The sequence below is a fragment of the Lactobacillus helsingborgensis genome (assembly GCF_000970855.1).
GTDB classification, from domain to species: Bacteria; Bacillota; Bacilli; order Lactobacillales; family Lactobacillaceae; genus Lactobacillus; species Lactobacillus helsingborgensis.
Map to the genome: position 1 here is coordinate 1 of NZ_KQ034046.1, position 18,012 is coordinate 18,012.

Here is an 18,012-nt window from a genome sequence, read left to right on the forward strand (position 1 = left end):
TTGTTTGATATTAATAAATTTTGGCATCATTTTATTAGCGAAATGCACGAACATTTTAATGAGGTAGCTTATAACGCCTGGTTTAAAAACACCAGGCCTCTTTCCTATAATAAGGAAACTCACGAATTGAAAATTGCAGTCCAAAATCCTGTAACCAAGGGATATTGGGAAAAAAATTTGGCGTCGCAATTAATTCAATCTGCTTACGGGTATGCCAATATTGAAGTTATGCCGGTTTTTCAAATTGAAGGTGATAAAAGTACAGAAAGACTAGTAACTCCAAAAGTGCAAACTCAAGTAGTTTCTGAGAATACCCGCCCACAAACAGATAATGCATTTGTGCGCAGCCTGAAACTCAATGAAAAATATACTTTTGACAACTTTGTTCAAGGTGAAGGAAACAAATTAGCAGCAGGTGCTGCCTTGGCAGTAGCTGACAGTCCCGGTAGCTTTTATAATCCCCTTTTTATTTTTGGTGGTGTCGGTTTAGGAAAAACGCACCTGATGCAGGCTATTGGCCATCAAATGCTGGCTGAGCGCCCCAATGCAAAAGTCGTTTACATCCAAAGTGAAACTTTCGTTAATGACTTCATTAACTCAATTAAGAACAAAACTCAGGATCAGTTCCGCGCTAAATACCGCACATGCGATTTATTATTAGTTGACGATATTCAATTTTTTGCAAAAAAAGAAGGTATTCAGGAAGAATTTTTCCATACATTCGAAACGCTTTACAATGACCAAAAGCAGATAGTCATGACAAGCGACCGGCTTCCAACCGAGATACCAGATCTGTCCGAACGTTTGGTATCAAGGTTTACCTGGGGCCTACAGGTTGAAATCACCCCACCCGACTTAGAAACCCGAATTGCAATTTTACGCAAAAAAGCTGAAGCCGAAAACTTAACTATTGATGACAATACTTTAGACTATATCGCTTCCCAAGTTGATACCAACATCCGTGAACTTGAAGGTGCTTTAGTAAAAGTCCAAGCACACGCCACAATTGAACATGAAGACATTAATGTCAATCTAGCGCGTGAGGCGCTGGCGGATCTCAAATTAGTCCAGAAAAATCAAGGTTTGCAAATCTCTAAAATCCAAGAAGTAGTTGCAAATTATTTTCAAACTTCAACGCACGAATTAAAAGGAAAAAAGCGTGTACGCCAAATTGTGGTACCACGGCAAATAGCAATGTATTTGTCCCGTGAATTAACTGATTCCAGCCTTCCTAAAATTGGCCAGGAATTTGGTGGTAAGGATCACACAACTGTTATGCATGCTTATGAAAAAATCAGCCGGGAAATAAAAACTAATTCCGATATTAAGACCGCTGTCTTTGATTTAAAGCAGATGCTTGACCGTTAAAAGTTATTCACTGTGGAAAAATAGCGGAGTTGTACACATTTTCTTAACCGCAATAATTACGTTATTTTAAGGCTGTGATAACTTTTCAACAGAAGTCACAAGACCTACTAATACTACTAATTAAATATATAATTAATATAAAGGAAACAGACAAAATAACAGGAGGCTCCAAATGAAATTTACCGTAAACAGAAATCTTTTTCTAGACAATTTAAACAATGTAATGCATGCCATATCTTCCAGAGCAACTATCCCTATTCTCAGTGGAATTAAGCTTAACTTATCTGAAGATGAATTACTCTTAACTGGTAGTGATACCGATATTTCAATAGAAATTAAAATTCCGGTTAGTGAAGATCTAACTGTGGGCTCTACCGGCTCAATTGTGTTACCAGCACGCTTTTTTAGTGAAATTATTAGACGATTGCCTGGAAAAGAATTTTCTTTAGAAGTTAAAGAAAGTTTTCAAACCCAAATTATCTCTGAAAATAGTGAGTTTACAATTAATGGTTTAGATGCAAATAACTACCCAAGATTACCGGAAATTCCTGACGAGTCCTCTTTTGTTATTTCGGGAAAAACTTTCCGCGAAATTATCAATGAAACTCAATTTGCTGTTGCAACTCAAGAAAGCCGCTTAGTATTAACGGGAGTGCATTTTACTTTTAGCCCAGATAAGATTCATGCTGTAGCCACCGATTCCCATAGGTTGTCCAGCCGGGCCTTAGCTTTAGAAAATGGTCCGCAATCCAAGACTGATCTGATCATTCCTGGAAAAAGCTTGCTTGAGCTTGCTCGGATTATTGGTGAAACTAACCCTGAAATTAGAGTATGTCCGGGAGAAAATCAGGTTCTTTTTGAAATCGGCAATATTCTGTTTTATTCACGTTTACTTGAAGGCAGCTACCCTGATACTGAGCGCCTAATCCCAACAGATAGCACAACAACTGTGGAATTTGATTTAATGGAACTTTCCAGTGCACTAGATCGGGCAAGTTTACTGACACATGCTGGACGCAATAACGTAGTTGATTTAACTCTTGATGTCGACAAGCAAATTGCCAAATTGTCTGGTGAGTCCGCTGAAATTGGTAATGTTGAAGAAGATGTCGGCTTTAAAAAGCTGACAGGTAAAAATCTGAAAATTTCATTTAATCCAGATTATTTACGTGACGCCTTGAAAGCTTCAGTGACTGACTCAGTTGTGATGTCATTCACGCAACCGCTGCGACCATTTACGGTCAACCCAGATAAAAGCGATATTGATTTTGTCCAACTGATTACCCCAGTTAGAACATTTTAATCATTAAATTGAGCATAGATAAAAAGTCATCATTTGATGGCTTTTTTTAGAGTCAACTTTTTATAATCGACCGAAAATGCTTGTCAGTTTATTTTTAATGTCATTTACTATGAATTGTTTATTTTAAAAAAAGCCGTTTATATGGCTTTATACGGGCTTTTAGTTGTTTTTTACTTGTGAAACGAATATACTTATTATAGGTATTTAAAGTGGTGAAGGTGGTTATGATCAAAGAGTTTAAGTTAACGAGTGAGTACATCACTCTAGGGCAATTTTTAAAAGAAGAAAGTATCATTTCTTCTGGTGGTCAGGCTAAGTGGTACCTGCAAGATAATCCAGTTTTACTGAATGGGGTCAAAGAACAAAGACGCGGCAAGAAATTGCGCTCTGGTGACAAGCTTGAAGTAAACCAAGAAACTTATGAATTGCGGTAGCATTAAATGTATCTCAAGCATTTTATTGCACAAAATTACCGTAATCTGCAGCAGTTTGAGGTTGATTTTGATCCCAACGTCAATATTTTCATAGGTCAAAACGCGCAGGGCAAAACTAACTTACTCGAAGCAATTTACTTTTTAGCTTTAACACGTTCTCACAGAACTAGTAATGACAAAGAATTAATTGCTTTTGGTCAAGATTATGCCAATGTATCTGGTCATGTATATAAAAGTCAAGTTGACTTATCTCTGCGGGTTCTAATTACTAAAAAGGGTAAAAAAGTTTGGGTTAATCGGATTGAACAAGCGAAGTTGTCCAAATATGTGGGACAATTGAACGCTATTTTATTTTCTCCAGAAGATTTAGATTTGATTAAAGGCGCACCTAGTCTGAGAAGACGTTTTATGGATCAGGAATTTGGGCAAATTAGTGCAGAATACCTCTATTTTGCGGGCAAGTACAAACAAGTCTTGCAGCAAAAAAATAATTACTTAAAGCAATTAGCAAAGGGTGATGCGCACGATACCATGTTCTTGGAAGTTTTATCTGATCAATTGGCTGGAGTTGCAGCAGAAGTAGTTGTTCGCCGTTTTCAATTCCTAAAAAGCTTAGATAAGTACGCCCAAGATGCCTACAATCACATTAGTACCGGTGCAGAAAATTTGCAGGTAACTTACCAACCGTCAGTTAAGGAAATAACAGAAAAAGATAGTGTTGAAGAAGTTTATCATAAGTTACTGACTAACTTCCAAAAAAATCAGAAGGTTGAAATTCTCAAAGGTACTACTTTGAGTGGTCCTCACAGAGATGATATTGAATTTACACTTAATGGTAAAGATGCGCATTTGTATGGTTCTCAAGGGCAGCAAAGAACCATAGCGCTTAGTCTTAAACTGGCCGAAATACAGCTCGTGCACCAGATAACTGCTGAATATCCATTATTGCTACTTGACGATGTTATGAGCGAACTTGATCATAAACGACAAAGTGCCTTACTTAATTACATTCATGGTAAAACACAAACATTTATTACGACAACAGATCTTGCGGGTATTTCCTGGGAAATAATTAAAAAACCGAAAATATACCAAATTAAATCTGGACAAATTTATTTAGAAGAGGGGAAATTGCATGGCAGATAATGAAAAAGAAAATCTCAATCAAATTAAGCAATATGAAAAAGAAGCCGATAAATATAATGCCAGTCAGATTCAAGTCTTAGGCGGACTTGAAGCAGTTCGTAAGCGTCCAGGAATGTATATTGGTTCTACCAGTTCTCAGGGCTTGCATCATTTGGTTTGGGAAATAATTGATAATGGTATTGATGAAAGTCTAGCCGGTTTTGCCACTAAAATTGAAGTCACTATCAATGAAGACGGCAGTGTTACTGTTCAAGATGATGGTCGTGGTATTCCGGTAGATATTCAAAAGAAAACTGGCCGACCAGCTCTGGAAACTGTTTTTACTGTTTTACATGCCGGTGGTAAATTTGGCGGTGGCGGCTATAAGGTTTCTGGTGGTTTGCACGGAGTAGGTGCGTCAGTCGTTAACGCTCTTTCGACCAAACTGGACGTTACGACTATGCGTGACGGTAAAAAATATTTTATTGATTTTAGCCGTGGCCGTGTAGTTGACGAAATGAAAATGATTGGGACAGTTCCATTATCTGAGCATGGTACTATCGTCCATTTTTTCCCAGATCCAGACATTTTTACTGAAACCACTTCATTTGATGATAAGATCCTCAAAAACCGTATCCGTGAGTTAGCCTTTTTAAATAAGGGCCTGAAATTAACGTTTACAGATAAGCGTAAAGAAAGTGCGGAAACCGATGTTTATCACTATGAAGGCGGAATTCAAGAATACGTTTCATTCTTAAATCGTGATACAGAAGTATTATTCAATGAGCCGATTTATGTAGAAGGTAACGATAACGATATCAACGTTGAAGTTTCTTTGCAGTATACAAAAGGCTATAAAACAACGTTAATGACCTTTGCCAATAATATCCATACTTATGAAGGCGGAATGCACGAGGCAGGGTTCAAGACAGCCTTAACGCGGGTAGTTAATGATTATGCCCATAAGACCAAGTTATTAAAAGATAGTGATGATAATCTTTCAGGAGAAGATATTCGTGAAGGAATGACTGCTGTTGTTTCAGTTAAGCACCCTAATCCGCAATTTGAAGGTCAGACTAAGACCAAATTAGGGAACTCTGATGCACGGACTGCAGTAGATCACGCTTTTTCTGAAACCTTCAACCGTTTCTTAATGGAAAATCCGCAAGTTGGCCGGAAAATTGTTGAAAAAGCCCAACTGGCTGAACGTGCTAGAACAGCTGCTAAACGTGCGCGTGAAGTGACACGTAAGAAATCCGGATTGGAGATCGCTAATTTACCTGGTAAGTTAGCTGACAACACTAGTAATGACCCCAGCATTTCTGAATTATTCATAGTTGAGGGTAATTCGGCTGGAGGCTCTGCTAAACAAGGTCGGTCAAGATTAACACAGGCGATTTTGCCAATCCGTGGTAAGATTTTGAACGTTGAAAAAGCGTCAATGGATAGAATTTTAGCTAACCAAGAAATTAGGTCACTGTTTACAGCTTTAGGGACTGGTTTTGGCGCAGATTTTGATGTGTCTAAGGCTCGTTATCACAAATTAATCATTATGACAGATGCCGATGTCGATGGGGCCCACATTCGGACACTGCTCTTGACCCTCTTTTACAACTATATGCGGCCGATGATTGAAAAGGGCTACGTTTATATTGCACGTCCGCCTCTATACCAAGTGCGTCAAGGCAAAGTGGTCAGATATTTAGATACCGATGAAGAATTGCATGATTATCTGGGCAGTTTACAACCGAGTCCCAAACCGTTGGTACAACGTTATAAGGGATTAGGTGAAATGGATCCTGAACAATTATGGGATACGACTATGAACCCTGAGAATAGACGGCTTGACCGTGTCAGCCCGGAATATGCTAAAAATGCCGATGAGGTTTTCGAATTGCTGATGGGTAATGAAGTAGGACCACGGCGCAATTTTATTGAAACTAACGCTAAATACGTTGAAAACTTGGATGCATAGGAGGTTTAAATGGATAACGACAATCAAGGTCAAGATCACAGAATAAGAAACGTTGATTTGACCAGCGTAATGAATAGTTCATTCTTGGATTATGCCATGTCCGTTATCGTCGCACGGGCTTTACCCGATGTGCGTGATGGCTTAAAGCCGGTTCAACGCCGGATTTTATATGGTATGAGTGAACTAGGTGTTACACCAGATAAACCATACAAAAAGTCTGCCAGAATTGTAGGGGAAGTTATGGGTAAATTCCACCCTCACGGTGATTCCTCAATTTATTTGGCAATGGCTCATATGGCCCAAGATTTCAGCTACCGCTATATGCTCGTTGACGGACACGGCAATTTTGGTTCAGTTGATGGTGATGAGCCCGCCGCAATGCGTTACACTGAGGCGCGCATGAGCAAAATAGCCGTTGAAATGCTGCGGGATATCAATAAAAACACTGTTAATTGGCAACGCAATTATGATGATTCTGAAAATGAACCGGTAGTATTGCCGGCTAGAATACCAAATCTTTTAGTTAACGGCACTAGCGGTATTGCGGTTGGTATGACTACCAATATCCCGCCACACAACCTTTCAGAAGTGATTAAGGGACTGCACATGTTAATGAATAATCCCGCTATCACTACTAAAGAACTGATGAAGGCAATCCCAGGTCCCGATTTTCCTACAGGCGGAACGATCATGGGTCGCGGCGGCATTTATCGCGCCTATGAAACTGGTCGCGGCAACATTGTCGTCCGTGCTAATACCAATATTGAAACTGAAAAAAGTGGCCGTGAAAGAATAGTCGTCACTGAAATACCATACTTGGTTAATAAAGCAGAACTGGTTAAGAAAATTGCTGATTTAGCGCGTGCGAAAACAATTGATGGTATTACCGGTGTGCGGGATGAATCAGATCAAACGGGGATGAGAATTACCATTGATATCCGCCGTGATGCCAGCGCTAGTGTGGTTTTAAATAACTTGTTTAAACTGACGCAAATGCAGGCTAACTTTGGCATGAATATGGTAGCAATCGTCGATGGCGCACCGCACTTTTTAAGCCTCAAGCAGATGCTGCAATATTATTTGGAGCACCAAGAAGATGTTGTTACTCGTAGAACTAAATTTGAATTAGCTAAAGCCGAAGCTAGAGCACACATTCTTGAAGGTCTCCAAATTGCCCTTGATCATATTGACGAAATCGTCCACATCATTCGGCAGAGTCAATCAAGTGATATTGCTAAAGCTGCCTTAATCAGTCGTTTTGGTCTTGATGACAAGCAGTCACAAGCCATTTTAGATATGCGCTTGGTACGGTTAACTGGTCTTGAGCGTGACAAGGTTGAAGCTGAATATAAAGAACTACAAGCTAAAATTGCCGACTATAAAGATATTTTGGCAAAGCCGGAACGCATTAATGAAATAATCTACAATGAATTGCTGGATATTCAAAAGCGCTTTGGCGATGATCGGCGGACTAAGATCGGTGCTAGTGAAGTTGTTTCAATTGAAGATGAAGATTTAATTGAAAAACAAGATGTTTTACTGACTTTAACCCATAGTGGCTATATTAAGCGGATGCCAATTACTGAATTTAAGACTCAAAATCGTGGTGGTAAAGGTATTAAGGGCATGGGCGTTAAAGACGGTGATTTTATTGAAAACCTCATTTACTCCAGTACGCATGATATGTTACTGTTCTTTACCAACAAGGGCAAAGTTTATTCGAAGAAAGCCTATGAAATTCCGGAATTTGGCCGTACAGCCAAGGGTCTCCCAATAGTCAACTTATTGCAACTGGAAAAGGGCGAAAAAATTCAAACGATTGTTAATATTCCTGAAGATGCGGATGACCAATACTTATTCTTCATTACAAAGATGGGGACGGTCAAACGGACACATGTCAGTGAATTTGGCAATATCCGTAACAGCGGTTTAATTGCTTTAACCTTGCGTGATGGCGATGAGTTGAATAATGTCCTGGCTACTGATGGCAAACAAGATATTTTAATCGGTACTCACTTAGGTTACGCCGTGCGCTTTAATGAGCAGACAGTTCGTTCAATGGGCCGGACAGCAGCTGGCGTTCGCGGAATTAATTTACGCGAAAATGACTATGTGGTTGGCTCTGGTGTCATTAAGAATAGCGATGAAGTGTTAGTCATTTCTGAAAAGGGTTACGGCAAGAGAACAGCAGCTGCCGAATATCCAACTAAAGGTCGCGGCGGAAAAGGTATCAAGACTGCAAATATTACCGAGAAAAATGGTCCACTCTCTGGTGTGACAGTGATCGATGGCAGCCAGGATATCATGGTGATTACTGATGATGGTATCATGATCCGCTTTAAGACAAAGGATGTTTCTCAAACAGGGCGCAGCACTTTGGGCGTTCGCTTGATCAAAGTTAATGACAACAATAAAGTTGCCAGTCTTGCGGTAGTTCCTGCCGAAGCAGATCAAGAAGTCGCTGCTGAAGAAACTGAGAACGAACAGGATTAACTACTAAAATAAAATTTTAAAAAATTAGCAAATTATTTAACGTATTTATTAGTAAGAGATGAAAATTTCTTAGTGGATCACGTGAAGATAGTTTGGTAATTTTTTATTTATGTGCTAAAATTAGAGATTGCGAGTAATAAACTTCATTACTCCTTGTTCTTGATTTTTAGCAAGAACCATTTAGTCCAGAAGGAGGTGCACTAGTATGACAACTACTAAGTACGAAATAACTTATATTATCAAGCCTGACATTGATGAAGAATCAAAAAAGGCGTTGGTTGAAAACTATGATAAAGTTATTACCGATAATGGTGGTACGATGGTTGAGTCAAAAGACTGGGAAAAGCGTCATTTCGCATATGAAATTAATAAATATCGTGAGGGATTATATCACGTTATGACTTTCACTGCTGATAACGCTGACGCAGTTAACGAATTTGACCGTTTATCCAAGATTGATACTGCCGTTTTACGTTCAATGACTGTTAAAGTTGGATAATTAAGAACAAAAACGTTATCGTTTTCGTGATTTAGGAAAGGAAGGACCTAAAGTATGATTAATCGAGTTGTACTTGTTGGCCGTTTAACACGTGATCCTGAATTACGTACTACTGGGAGTGGAATCTCGGTTGCTACGTTTACTCTTGCCGTCGATCGTCAATATACTAACGCTCAAGGTGAGAGAGGTGCAGATTTTATCAGTTGTGTCATTTGGCGCAAAGCAGCAGAAAATTTCTGTAATTTTACGTCTAAAGGTTCACTTGTTGGTATTGATGGCCGAATTCAAACCAGAAACTACGATAATAAAGACGGGCAAAGAGTATATGTAACGGAAGTTATTGTTGATAATTTCTCATTGCTTGAATCACGCAAAGATCGTGAGGCCCGTGGTCAAAATGGTGGTTACACACCAAATAATAATGGTAATTATGGTAATCAAAATACCAATAACAACCCTAATATGGGTACCCCAAACCAGAACAATGGCCTAGATAATACTCAGGATCCATTTGCCGGTTCAGGCGATACCATTGATATTTCTGATGATGATTTACCATTCTAAATTGATAGAAAGGACCTAGGATATGGCTCAACAAAGAAGAGGCGGCGCCCATCGTCGTCGTAAGGTTGACTACATTGCTGCCAACCATATTGATTACGTTGACTACAAGGACGTTGATTTGTTGAAACGTTTTATCTCCGAAAGAGGTAAAATCTTACCACGTCGTGTCACTGGCACCAGCGCTAAGAACCAACGTAAAGTAGCTAAGGCAATTGAAAGAGCTCGCATTATGGGCTTGTTGCCATTTGTTACTGAAGACTAATAAAGTTAACTAACTAACAGAAATTAAGTAGTGCTACTGATTACTTAATATCAAAATATAGACTGTTAATGAGATAAATCTCGAGATTAAGCTTACTTAATTTCGAGATTTTATTTTACCTAAAACAGGCTCGCAGTATTTTAGCAATAGTGCAGGGCGTGAAATTAGAGTAACTGAAACTGACATAACGATATTTTTAACCTTAATATTGGGGAGTTTCTTATCCAGTCAATCCAATGTATAATAATAATGATGTATTATACATTAATTTAGGAAGGACCTTACATGAAAGATTTTTTACGTAAGCTTGAATTTCCTGCTTTTATTAAAGATTCCAGACTAACAGCTTCTGTTATTATCATCTTAGCCTTGTCGCTTTTAGGCAGCATCGTTGCCATGATTATGAGCCCATTATTTGGCTTGGCTATGGTCTTGATCTTTATTTTGACTGTGGCGTGTGTTGCTTATGGCGTATATATCTTAGCTGGCAATGCGAATAACTTTGCTGTCAGTTTATCTTATCGAATTAAGCGCAGCGAGCAAGAAGCAATGATTAAAATGCCTCTCGGCATTTTGCTATATGATAAGGATCGTCAAATTCAGTGGGCGAATCCTTATTTACAACTCTATTTAAAAAATGAAGAATTAATTGGTCATACAATAGCAGCGGTTGACCCTGAACTAGATAAATTAATTGATGAATCGTTAAAGGCAAAAACTGCCGAAAACCATGTAGTAAATTGGGATGGTCATCAATTTGAAATGGTTATTCAGGACAATCTCGGCGTTGTCTATTTGCTTGACATTACGCGTTATGCCAAAATTGAAGAACGCTATCAGAATGAATTGTTAGCCATCGGACAAATATTTATTGATAATTATGATGAGCTAAGTGAAACAATGCATGATCAAGAGCTGACTGCCACCAGTGTCTATGTGCAGAATACTCTGAGTGATTATGCGAAAAAATTCAACGCCTATCTTAAACGCATAGACGAAGATCATTTTTTGCTTTTGCTTCATATGCAAGATTTGACTCAGATGGAAAAAGATAAATTTTCTGTTTTGGATAAGATACGCTTAGAAACAAGTCGTAATAATACCCCTTTGACGCTATCTATTGGAATTGCCTTTGGTAGTAGTTTAATTACCGAATTAGCTGATCAGGCGCAATCTAACCTTGACTTGGCATTGGGTCGGGGCGGCGATCAGGTTGTTCTTAGTCAGCCAGGAAAGGCTGCCCGTTTCTTTGGTGGTAAATCTAATCCAATGGAAAAGAGAACCAGAGTTAGAGCCAGAATGGTTTCACAAGCAATTAGCGAGCTTTTTAAAGAAGCGGATCGCGTTTTTGTAGTTGGTCATGCCAGCCCAGATATGGATTCGGTTGGTAGTGGAATAGGCGTTGTCAAAATCGCCCGTTTGCATCATGTAAAAGCTAATTTCGTCCTAGATGTCAATAAAACCAACTATGATGTCAGTCGTTTAGTTGCGAAGATGGCAAAAGTAAAGGAAGATAATGATATTTTCATTTCCCCAGATGATGCACTAAATGAGTTGACCGCTAAGTCAATGTTGGTCATGGTTGACCATTCGAAATACTCTATCACATATTCAAAAGAATTATACGAACGGCTCAGGGATAGAATTATTGTGATTGATCATCATCGACGCGGCGAGGAATTTCCGGAAAATCCAATGCTGACATACGTTGAGCCTTATGCTTCGTCAGCTTGTGAGCTGGTAACTGAAATGGTGGAATACCAGCAGCCTAGTTCTGGTAAGCGCGTTTTAACAGATCTTGACGCTACGGCAATGCTGGCAGGAATTACGGTTGATTCCAAAGAATTTTCATTGCGTACAGGTACTAGAACGTTCGATGCAGCCAGCTATTTACGTTCAATTGGTGCAAGTACGATGGGTGTTAGTGAGTTGCTAAAAGAAGATATTGATAGTTTTCTGGAGCGCACTCGTCTTGTCAGCAGCTTGCAGATGATCAAGCCTAAGATGGCTGTTTTATGCGGACCTGATGACAAGGAAATAGATCCAATTGTTACTGCTCAGGCTGCGGATACTGCTCTGGATTTGGAAAACGTTGAAGCTAGTTTTGCTATTACTCGGCGTGACAAAGATACAATTGGTATATCAGCCCGTTCAATGGGTGATATTAATGTCCAGGTAATTATGGAAAAACTTGGCGGTGGCGGTCATCTGTCTAATGCCGCCACCCAAATTAAAGGGATTACTGTTAAGGATGCACTTGCTAAATTACTTGACGCAGTGGATACTTATGAACAAGAAAATGAATAAAAGGAGAGCACAATGAAAGTTATTTTTACTAAAGATGTTAAAGGTCGCGGTAAACGTGGAGAAGTTAAAAATGTTCCTGATGGTTATGCCCAAAACTTTTTATTTAAAAGAGGATTAGCTAAAGCAGCTACCAAAGCTAACATGCACACTTTGGAAAGAGTGGCTGCTAATGAAAAAGCAGCATACGAAAGTGAAAAGGCTGAAGCTGAAAAAATCAAGTCTGAACTTGATAAGGATGAAACAGTCGTTAATTTCAAATCTAAGGCCGGTTCTGACTCAAGGTTATTCGGCTCGATCTCAGGAAAAAAGATTGTGGAAGGCTTGGAGCAGCAATTTGGTATTAAAATTGACAAGCGCAAATTGAACCTGCCTGAACCGATTAAATCATTGGGCTACACTAATGTACCGGTTAAGTTATTCAAGGGCGTAGAAGGCAAAATTCGCGTTCATATTACTGAACAGGATTAGCCCTGAAATAGATTTTGATAAAAGTGGGCGTGATTAATGGATAATATTGTCTCACAGCAAATACCGCACGATGATGAGGCGGAAAAGGCAGTTTTAGGTGCAATTTTTATTGATCCTGATGCAATTGCTGATGCGAGTGCAGAGGTTCAACCCGACGATTTCTATAAAAAAGCCAACCAGCTGGTTTTTCAGGCTATGCTTGATCTATCTGATCGTGAGGATGCAATCGACCCGTTAACTCTGCAAGATGAATTAACTAAGAAAAATCAACTAGACGATATTGGCGGTATTGCTTACGTTTCTGAATTAGCTATGGCAACACCAACAGCTGCTCATGTCACTTATTATGCTAAAATTGTTCATCGGAAGGCGCTGCTGCGGCGGCTTATTTCTGCCAGCCAAAAAATCATAACGAATGCAATGCAGGATTCTGATGATGTTACTGACATTTTAGATAACGCCGAAAGCGAGATCATGAATGTTTCATCAGAAAATAACGCTAACGGTTTTCGCAATATCAAGGATATTGTTAATTCAGCTATTGATGAAATCAATGATATTCCAGAAGATGGCAACATGGTTACGGGACTGCCCACTGGATTTGTTGAGCTTGATAAAATGACTACTGGTTTTCACGATGATGAACTGGTAATTGTGGCTGCCCGTCCCGGAGTAGGTAAGACTTCTTTTGCGCTTAACGTGGCGCAATATGTAGGCTTGCACACAGATAAAACAGTGGCAATGTTTTCTTTGGAAATGAGTGGCGAACAGCTGGTCCAAAGAATGCTGGCATCAGAAGGCTTGATTAATTCACAACATTTGCGAACTGGTCAACTGGATGAAGATGAATGGCCTAAATTGGTTGCAGCTTCGGGTTCTTTAGCAACAGCCAGCATTTACATTGACGACACTCCCGGTATTAAAATGAGCGAAATTAGAGCGCAGGCACGCAGGCTCGCTAAAGAAAAAGGCAATTTAGGGTTAATAGTCATTGACTACTTGCAACTAATTGAAGGTCCTCACAGTGAATCACGCCAGCAGGAAGTTTCAGCTATTTCACGGCAACTAAAGAAATTAGCCAAGGAGCTGCACGTGCCTGTGATTGCCTTGTCACAGTTATCGCGGTCAGTTGAACAAAGACAAGATAAGAGACCCGTTTTATCTGATATTCGTGAGTCCGGTTCAATTGAACAGGATGCGGATATTGTTTCGTTTCTTTATCGTGATGATTATTATCGTGATGAGGAAGATGGTAATAAGGATAAAGAAGTGGCGGCAGAAGATGATAACGGTGAAGTGGAAGTTATTATCGAAAAGAACCGTTCAGGTAGTAGGGGAACAGTCAAGTTAATGTTTTCCAAACCGTATAATCGCTTTTCAAACCTCGATTATAGTCATGATCAGCCTAATGAATAATAAGTAATAAAAGTTGTGGTGATTTAGACTAAAATGCCACAGCTTTTTGTTTTAATTGCATTTTTTAACAAAAAATAAAGCGTTTTTGATGACAATATTTTTACAACATTGTACTATTAAGGTGTGAATAGAAAATTTTCGCTAATTTTTTGGGAAAGGACCGATTAAGATGGCCGATAAAGGATTTAAAGACAAGGTAGCTGGCAAAGCTAAAGAAGTCAAAGGCAAGGTTCAACAAGCTGCTGGAGATGTTAAAGACAAGGCACAAGAAGCTACTGAAAACGTCAAAGATAAAGTTGATGACGTTAAGGATAAAATGAAGAAATAACTAGTTAATTAGTTAAGTAAAAGAGGTTGGAAAACATTTTAGTTTTCCAGCCTCTTTTTGGGTTACACATGAAACAATTTACTTTAATTTACGCTGAACACTTTCTGGTAGTTTAAGGTTCGGACGATCTGGGTCGTAAAATTCGTAAAACACTGGTGCTTTATTTGAATCATTGCTTTTAGGATAAAGTTCATAATTGCTGGCCATCAGAGGCAAAGTCATATTCCTTTTATATGAATTCCAGATATTGCTTAAGACTTGGGTCAGCAATTTTCGCTCTTGGGGTTCAAGAGAGAGAAAGACGCGCCCAAAACGATATGTTCCTACTATTTTATTACTGGTTAATTGGTTTAACTCATCAATGTCATAATTTTCAAAGGCCTCAAATAGATCTGAAAAGGCAGTGCCTCTTTCTTGGTCTGGGATAGAATTATTAAAATTAATGAGCGCGTGTCTAATTACGCGACTGCCTGATGAGAGCCCGTCAGCTAAGGTAAAACTGTCTCTACCTACAGACCAGCGGCGCGGATCATGTTGGTTGCGCATTGGTACGGTACTTTTGACTACTAAAGTTTGTTCGGGATGATCGAGCATAGCACCGAAAATTGAACCCTGAGGGATATAGGTTTTCATTTTAGACATTGAAGCGGTAAACCCAGAACTCGTATATACTTTATGGAAAAAGCCCGGTCCATCAAAACTAATCGCTTTTATTACCCGGTTTTGAATTTCAGGTTCAACGGCGCTTAGAGCATATTGAGCAAAATTACCACCCTTTGAATGACCAAGTAAAAAAATCTTTTGGTTAGTAAATTTTTCTGCAATGGTGGTAAGATACTTGGCTGCGACATCTTGACCGTAAATTTCTGGCAAGTAATTCATGCCCATGTCTTCGTTTAAGCCAATCATGGTACCATCTGTTCCACGAAAGGCAATGGCAATGGTATCTGAATCAAGCGAAAAGGTGGCAGCAGTGAATTGCAAGGGATGTGGGTCTTTTGCCAGTTTGTCTGTCCAATCTAAAATTTTAATATTTCCAATTCGGGGACTTTCAGGTAATAAAAATATTTCGGTTGCCGTTTCTGTATGCATTTGATGCTGAAAAGAGGGCAAATTGCGGAGTTTTTCTGCCACTTCTTTTAGTGTATGACCGTTGGCAGAACTGTCAGCTGGTAAATAAGCAATAGATGATAGCAGTGATGCATCAACACTGTTAAATGGTTTTTCAGAAAAAGTTAAATCACCACGCCAACGTAAATAGTCAAGGGAACCAGCCATAACATTTCTCCTTTCGAATAAAAACTTATATTAACATTGTAATAAGTAAAAACAATTAGTAGCTAATTAATGCAAAAAAAACAATAGAATTAACTATTGCTTAAAGATTATTTGTGTTATTTGTCTATACTGGCATAACTGATGCGCTTAATATCAGGATATTTGCGTAGAGCCATAATAATATCATTTTCATCAATATTATTGTTAATAATACCATCTACAAAAAAGATAATTCGCTCGTCACTAACAAACAGTATCTTGACAGAAACATTTTCAACATGATTTGCTTCAAGCTCCTGCTCAATAGTGTGCAAAATATTCGGCTTATTAACCGCTTCTATTTGAATGTTAAAACGAATATGCATGATGATTTTATCAATTATAGCATCATCGTGAAACATCATTTGAATAACAAAGAGAAAAGCAGTTGCCAAAATTCCGATAAAATATAAACCTGATCCAATTGCCATACCGATTGCGGCTGTGGCCCAAATACCAGCTGCCGTGGTTAAACCGGAAATTTGCTGCTTTTTAACTAAAATAGCGCCAGCGCCAATAAATGAAATACCGGAAACTATTTGAGCCGCAATTCTGGAAGGGTCTAAAGCGAGATCTGACATTTTTAATAAATCGCCAAAGCCGTACTTTGAAACTATCATGAATAGTGCGGAAGAAAAGGCAACTACAATATGTGTTCGCACTCCGGCGCTTTTCCTTTGAATTGCGCGTTCATAACCGATTAGCGCCCCGCATAATGATGCAACTATGAGTCTTAATAGCCAGGGGAATTGCGCGTTAATCGCTGCAAAATTTGCCATTACATCCACTCCATTTCTAAATCTATTCTTATATTATACTCTTAAAAAAGCGCGTCAAATGACAGTTATAACAAAAACCGAGAAAAAGTCAAAAAGTGCTTGCGTAAACTGATAGAATATGTTTTAATTAATATCGTTGTCGAGATATGACAATGCTGACTTAGCTCAGTTGGCAGAGCACGTCACTAGTAATGATGAGGTCGGAGGTTCGAATCCTCTAGTCAGCATTCGGAAGAGTAAAATTAGTAAAACAACCTTGAATTATCAGTATTTTCGTTGATAATTTGAGGTTAATTTTTGTTTATTAAAGATATACGGTACGTGGTAAAAACGCTGTATACCAAGAAATTCTTTGAGTTCAGAATAGAGATTGCTAGAGCCTTATTCTATAGGCGCTCAGTTGTGTTAGCAAATGAAGTAACAACTTCGCTTGATCCGGTACTTTCAAGGAAAATTTATAATACTTTTTTGCATGAATATCTTTGAAAAGTTGTTGAAGTAGCGCATCATCTTATTCCTAAGGAAAAGACGATATTTAACAAAATAATTCACTTTAAAAATTAGGCTTATTTGGAGTAGCAATATCATAATCAAGTAGATAGTTACTTACTTATATTTTTCAATCCAGTAGCCAATAGATATAATTATATTAATAAAAACTGCTGTCACTAGCTGAATTAATAGTATTATTGTTAATTTTATTTTGTTGATTTAAGACTTGTTTAATGCTATTATTAAATAAATATAAATTTATAAATAATAGTTGGTACAAATTTTATAACTAGTAACGTGTTATATGGGTTAATAATGCCAATGGGCTTTCATTTTATTTATTTTAGGATTTTTGTACCGAAAGCTTATGGTAGTGTGATGAAACTATATTTTTTAGCTTATAGCTGATGTTGTAGTTCTTCTGACATCGTTTATAGTAAAAATCAGGTTACTATACATAAACTTTCTTTTTGTTAATTATTTTAATCTTCGTTTTAAAAAGGGGTGTGAAAAATCATGAATTATTATAAAGCCTTTAATGCGGGAAGTAGTATATATCTGGTTGTATTTATGATTGATTATATTATAGAGCTGTTTAGTATTAACAGTTCTGGTATCAAGACAACAGCATTAGGACTGAAAATAATTACAACTATGAATGAGCATTCCTTAAACACTACTTTTTCATTAACATGGGAAGTGTTAATTTCGTATTTGATTTTTATATTATTTTTTATGCTCGCCTTTTATTTTTTAAAAAAGATAAAAAAACAGATGACTATATGGTAATGTAAGCTAGAATAATAGTCTTATTCAGAAGAATCATTTGACTCGATTAGCTTTGACCTATCAGCATTTCGCGCAGATAAGTTAAGGCTAATT

15 protein-coding genes and 1 tRNA gene are annotated in these 18,012 nt (G+C 38.2%); 14 read left to right on the top strand and 2 right to left on the bottom strand.

Annotation, left to right across the window (positions count from 1 at the left end; genetic code table 11):
• The 13 genes from dnaA to JF73_RS09585 form a co-directional block, all read left to right on the top strand.
• Positions 1-1,368: chromosomal replication initiator protein DnaA (dnaA, locus tag JF73_RS00005; protein ID WP_052727741.1), on the top strand; the 1,368-nt coding region annotated here is incomplete at its 5' end.
• 172 nt (positions 1,369-1,540) lie between these two features.
• Positions 1,541-2,671, top strand: coding sequence for a DNA polymerase III subunit beta (gene dnaN / locus JF73_RS00010; RefSeq protein ID WP_046326469.1), 1,131 nt, complete (start codon positions 1,541-1,543; stop codon positions 2,669-2,671).
• Positions 2,672-2,895: 224 nt separating this feature from the next.
• Positions 2,896-3,105: a S4 domain-containing protein YaaA gene (yaaA, locus tag JF73_RS00015; RefSeq protein WP_046326472.1), complete on the top strand. Its 210-nt coding sequence runs from the start codon at positions 2,896-2,898 to the stop codon at positions 3,103-3,105.
• A gap of 6 nt (positions 3,106-3,111) precedes the next feature.
• Positions 3,112-4,251 (top strand): DNA replication/repair protein RecF, encoded by a 1,140-nt coding sequence (gene recF / locus JF73_RS00020; RefSeq protein ID WP_046326474.1) that lies wholly within the window; start codon positions 3,112-3,114, stop codon positions 4,249-4,251.
• A complete protein-coding gene (gene gyrB / locus JF73_RS00025) occupies positions 4,241-6,205 on the top strand; it encodes a DNA topoisomerase (ATP-hydrolyzing) subunit B (RefSeq protein ID WP_046326475.1) in 1,965 nt (654 codons plus the stop codon). The genes recF and gyrB overlap by 11 nt, the downstream gene beginning before the upstream one ends.
• 9 nt (positions 6,206-6,214) lie before the next feature.
• The gene (gene gyrA, locus JF73_RS00030; RefSeq protein ID WP_046326477.1) at positions 6,215-8,698 is read left to right on the top strand and encodes a DNA gyrase subunit A; all 2,484 of its coding nucleotides are present in this window, start codon (positions 6,215-6,217) and stop codon (positions 8,696-8,698) included.
• Between the two features lie 205 nt (positions 8,699-8,903).
• On the top strand, positions 8,904-9,197 hold the full coding sequence (rpsF, locus tag JF73_RS00035; RefSeq protein WP_034978626.1) for a 30S ribosomal protein S6: 294 nt from the start codon (positions 8,904-8,906) through the stop codon (positions 9,195-9,197).
• 54 nt (positions 9,198-9,251) lie between these two features.
• Positions 9,252-9,761, top strand: coding sequence for a single-stranded DNA-binding protein (gene ssb / locus JF73_RS00040; RefSeq protein ID WP_038520442.1), 510 nt, complete (start codon positions 9,252-9,254; stop codon positions 9,759-9,761).
• Positions 9,762-9,783: 22 nt separating this feature from the next.
• Positions 9,784-10,023, top strand: coding sequence for a 30S ribosomal protein S18 (rpsR, locus tag JF73_RS00045; RefSeq protein WP_038520445.1), 240 nt, complete (start codon positions 9,784-9,786; stop codon positions 10,021-10,023).
• Between the two features lie 285 nt (positions 10,024-10,308).
• The gene (locus tag JF73_RS00050) at positions 10,309-12,330 is read left to right on the top strand and encodes a DHH family phosphoesterase (RefSeq protein WP_046326478.1); all 2,022 of its coding nucleotides are present in this window, start codon (positions 10,309-10,311) and stop codon (positions 12,328-12,330) included.
• A 12-nt stretch (positions 12,331-12,342) separates the two neighbouring features.
• Positions 12,343-12,798 (top strand): 50S ribosomal protein L9, encoded by a 456-nt coding sequence (rplI, locus tag JF73_RS00055; protein ID WP_038520452.1) that lies wholly within the window; start codon positions 12,343-12,345, stop codon positions 12,796-12,798.
• A gap of 36 nt (positions 12,799-12,834) precedes the next feature.
• Positions 12,835-14,214, top strand: coding sequence for a replicative DNA helicase (dnaB, locus tag JF73_RS00060; protein ID WP_038520455.1), 1,380 nt, complete (start codon positions 12,835-12,837; stop codon positions 14,212-14,214).
• A gap of 169 nt (positions 14,215-14,383) precedes the next feature.
• On the top strand, positions 14,384-14,542 hold the full coding sequence (locus JF73_RS09585; RefSeq protein ID WP_109585634.1) for a CsbD family protein: 159 nt from the start codon (positions 14,384-14,386) through the stop codon (positions 14,540-14,542).
• A 78-nt stretch (positions 14,543-14,620) separates the two neighbouring features.
• Here the strand turns inward: JF73_RS09585 and JF73_RS00065 are convergent, their stop codons facing one another.
• Entirely contained in the window at positions 14,621-15,820 is a 1,200-nt protein-coding gene (locus JF73_RS00065) for a DUF2974 domain-containing protein (protein WP_046326479.1), read from the bottom strand.
• A 116-nt stretch (positions 15,821-15,936) separates the two neighbouring features.
• Positions 15,937-16,638, bottom strand: a complete 702-nt coding sequence (locus JF73_RS00070) for an MgtC/SapB family protein (protein WP_038520460.1) — start codon at positions 16,636-16,638, stop codon at positions 15,937-15,939.
• Between the two features lie 154 nt (positions 16,639-16,792).
• Between JF73_RS00070 and JF73_RS00075 the strand changes: the two genes are divergently transcribed.
• Positions 16,793-16,865 (top strand) — tRNA-Thr (locus tag JF73_RS00075).
• The last annotated feature ends 1,147 nt before the right edge of the window (positions 16,866-18,012 follow it).

Excerpts from the sequence above, each read along its gene's own strand:
- dnaN (WP_046326469.1), top strand. The coding sequence starts at position 1,541 with ATGAAATTTACCGTAAACAGAAATCTTTTTCTAGACAATTTAAACAAT.
- yaaA (WP_046326472.1), top strand. The coding sequence starts at position 2,896 with ATGATCAAAGAGTTTAAGTTAACGAGTGAGTACATCACTCTAGGGCAA.
- recF (WP_046326474.1), top strand. The coding sequence starts at position 3,112 with ATGTATCTCAAGCATTTTATTGCACAAAATTACCGTAATCTGCAGCAG.
- gyrB (WP_046326475.1), top strand. The coding sequence starts at position 4,241 with ATGGCAGATAATGAAAAAGAAAATCTCAATCAAATTAAGCAATATGAA.
- gyrA (WP_046326477.1), top strand. The coding sequence starts at position 6,215 with ATGGATAACGACAATCAAGGTCAAGATCACAGAATAAGAAACGTTGAT.
- rpsF (WP_034978626.1), top strand. The coding sequence starts at position 8,904 with ATGACAACTACTAAGTACGAAATAACTTATATTATCAAGCCTGACATT.
- ssb (WP_038520442.1), top strand. The coding sequence starts at position 9,252 with ATGATTAATCGAGTTGTACTTGTTGGCCGTTTAACACGTGATCCTGAA.
- rpsR (WP_038520445.1), top strand. The coding sequence starts at position 9,784 with ATGGCTCAACAAAGAAGAGGCGGCGCCCATCGTCGTCGTAAGGTTGAC.
- JF73_RS00050 (WP_046326478.1), top strand. The coding sequence starts at position 10,309 with ATGAAAGATTTTTTACGTAAGCTTGAATTTCCTGCTTTTATTAAAGAT.
- rplI (WP_038520452.1), top strand. The coding sequence starts at position 12,343 with ATGAAAGTTATTTTTACTAAAGATGTTAAAGGTCGCGGTAAACGTGGA.
- dnaB (WP_038520455.1), top strand. The coding sequence starts at position 12,835 with ATGGATAATATTGTCTCACAGCAAATACCGCACGATGATGAGGCGGAA.
- JF73_RS09585 (WP_109585634.1), top strand. The coding sequence starts at position 14,384 with ATGGCCGATAAAGGATTTAAAGACAAGGTAGCTGGCAAAGCTAAAGAA.
- JF73_RS00065 (WP_046326479.1), bottom strand. The coding sequence starts at position 15,820 with ATGGCTGGTTCCCTTGACTATTTACGTTGGCGTGGTGATTTAACTTTT.
- JF73_RS00070 (WP_038520460.1), bottom strand. The coding sequence starts at position 16,638 with ATGGCAAATTTTGCAGCGATTAACGCGCAATTCCCCTGGCTATTAAGA.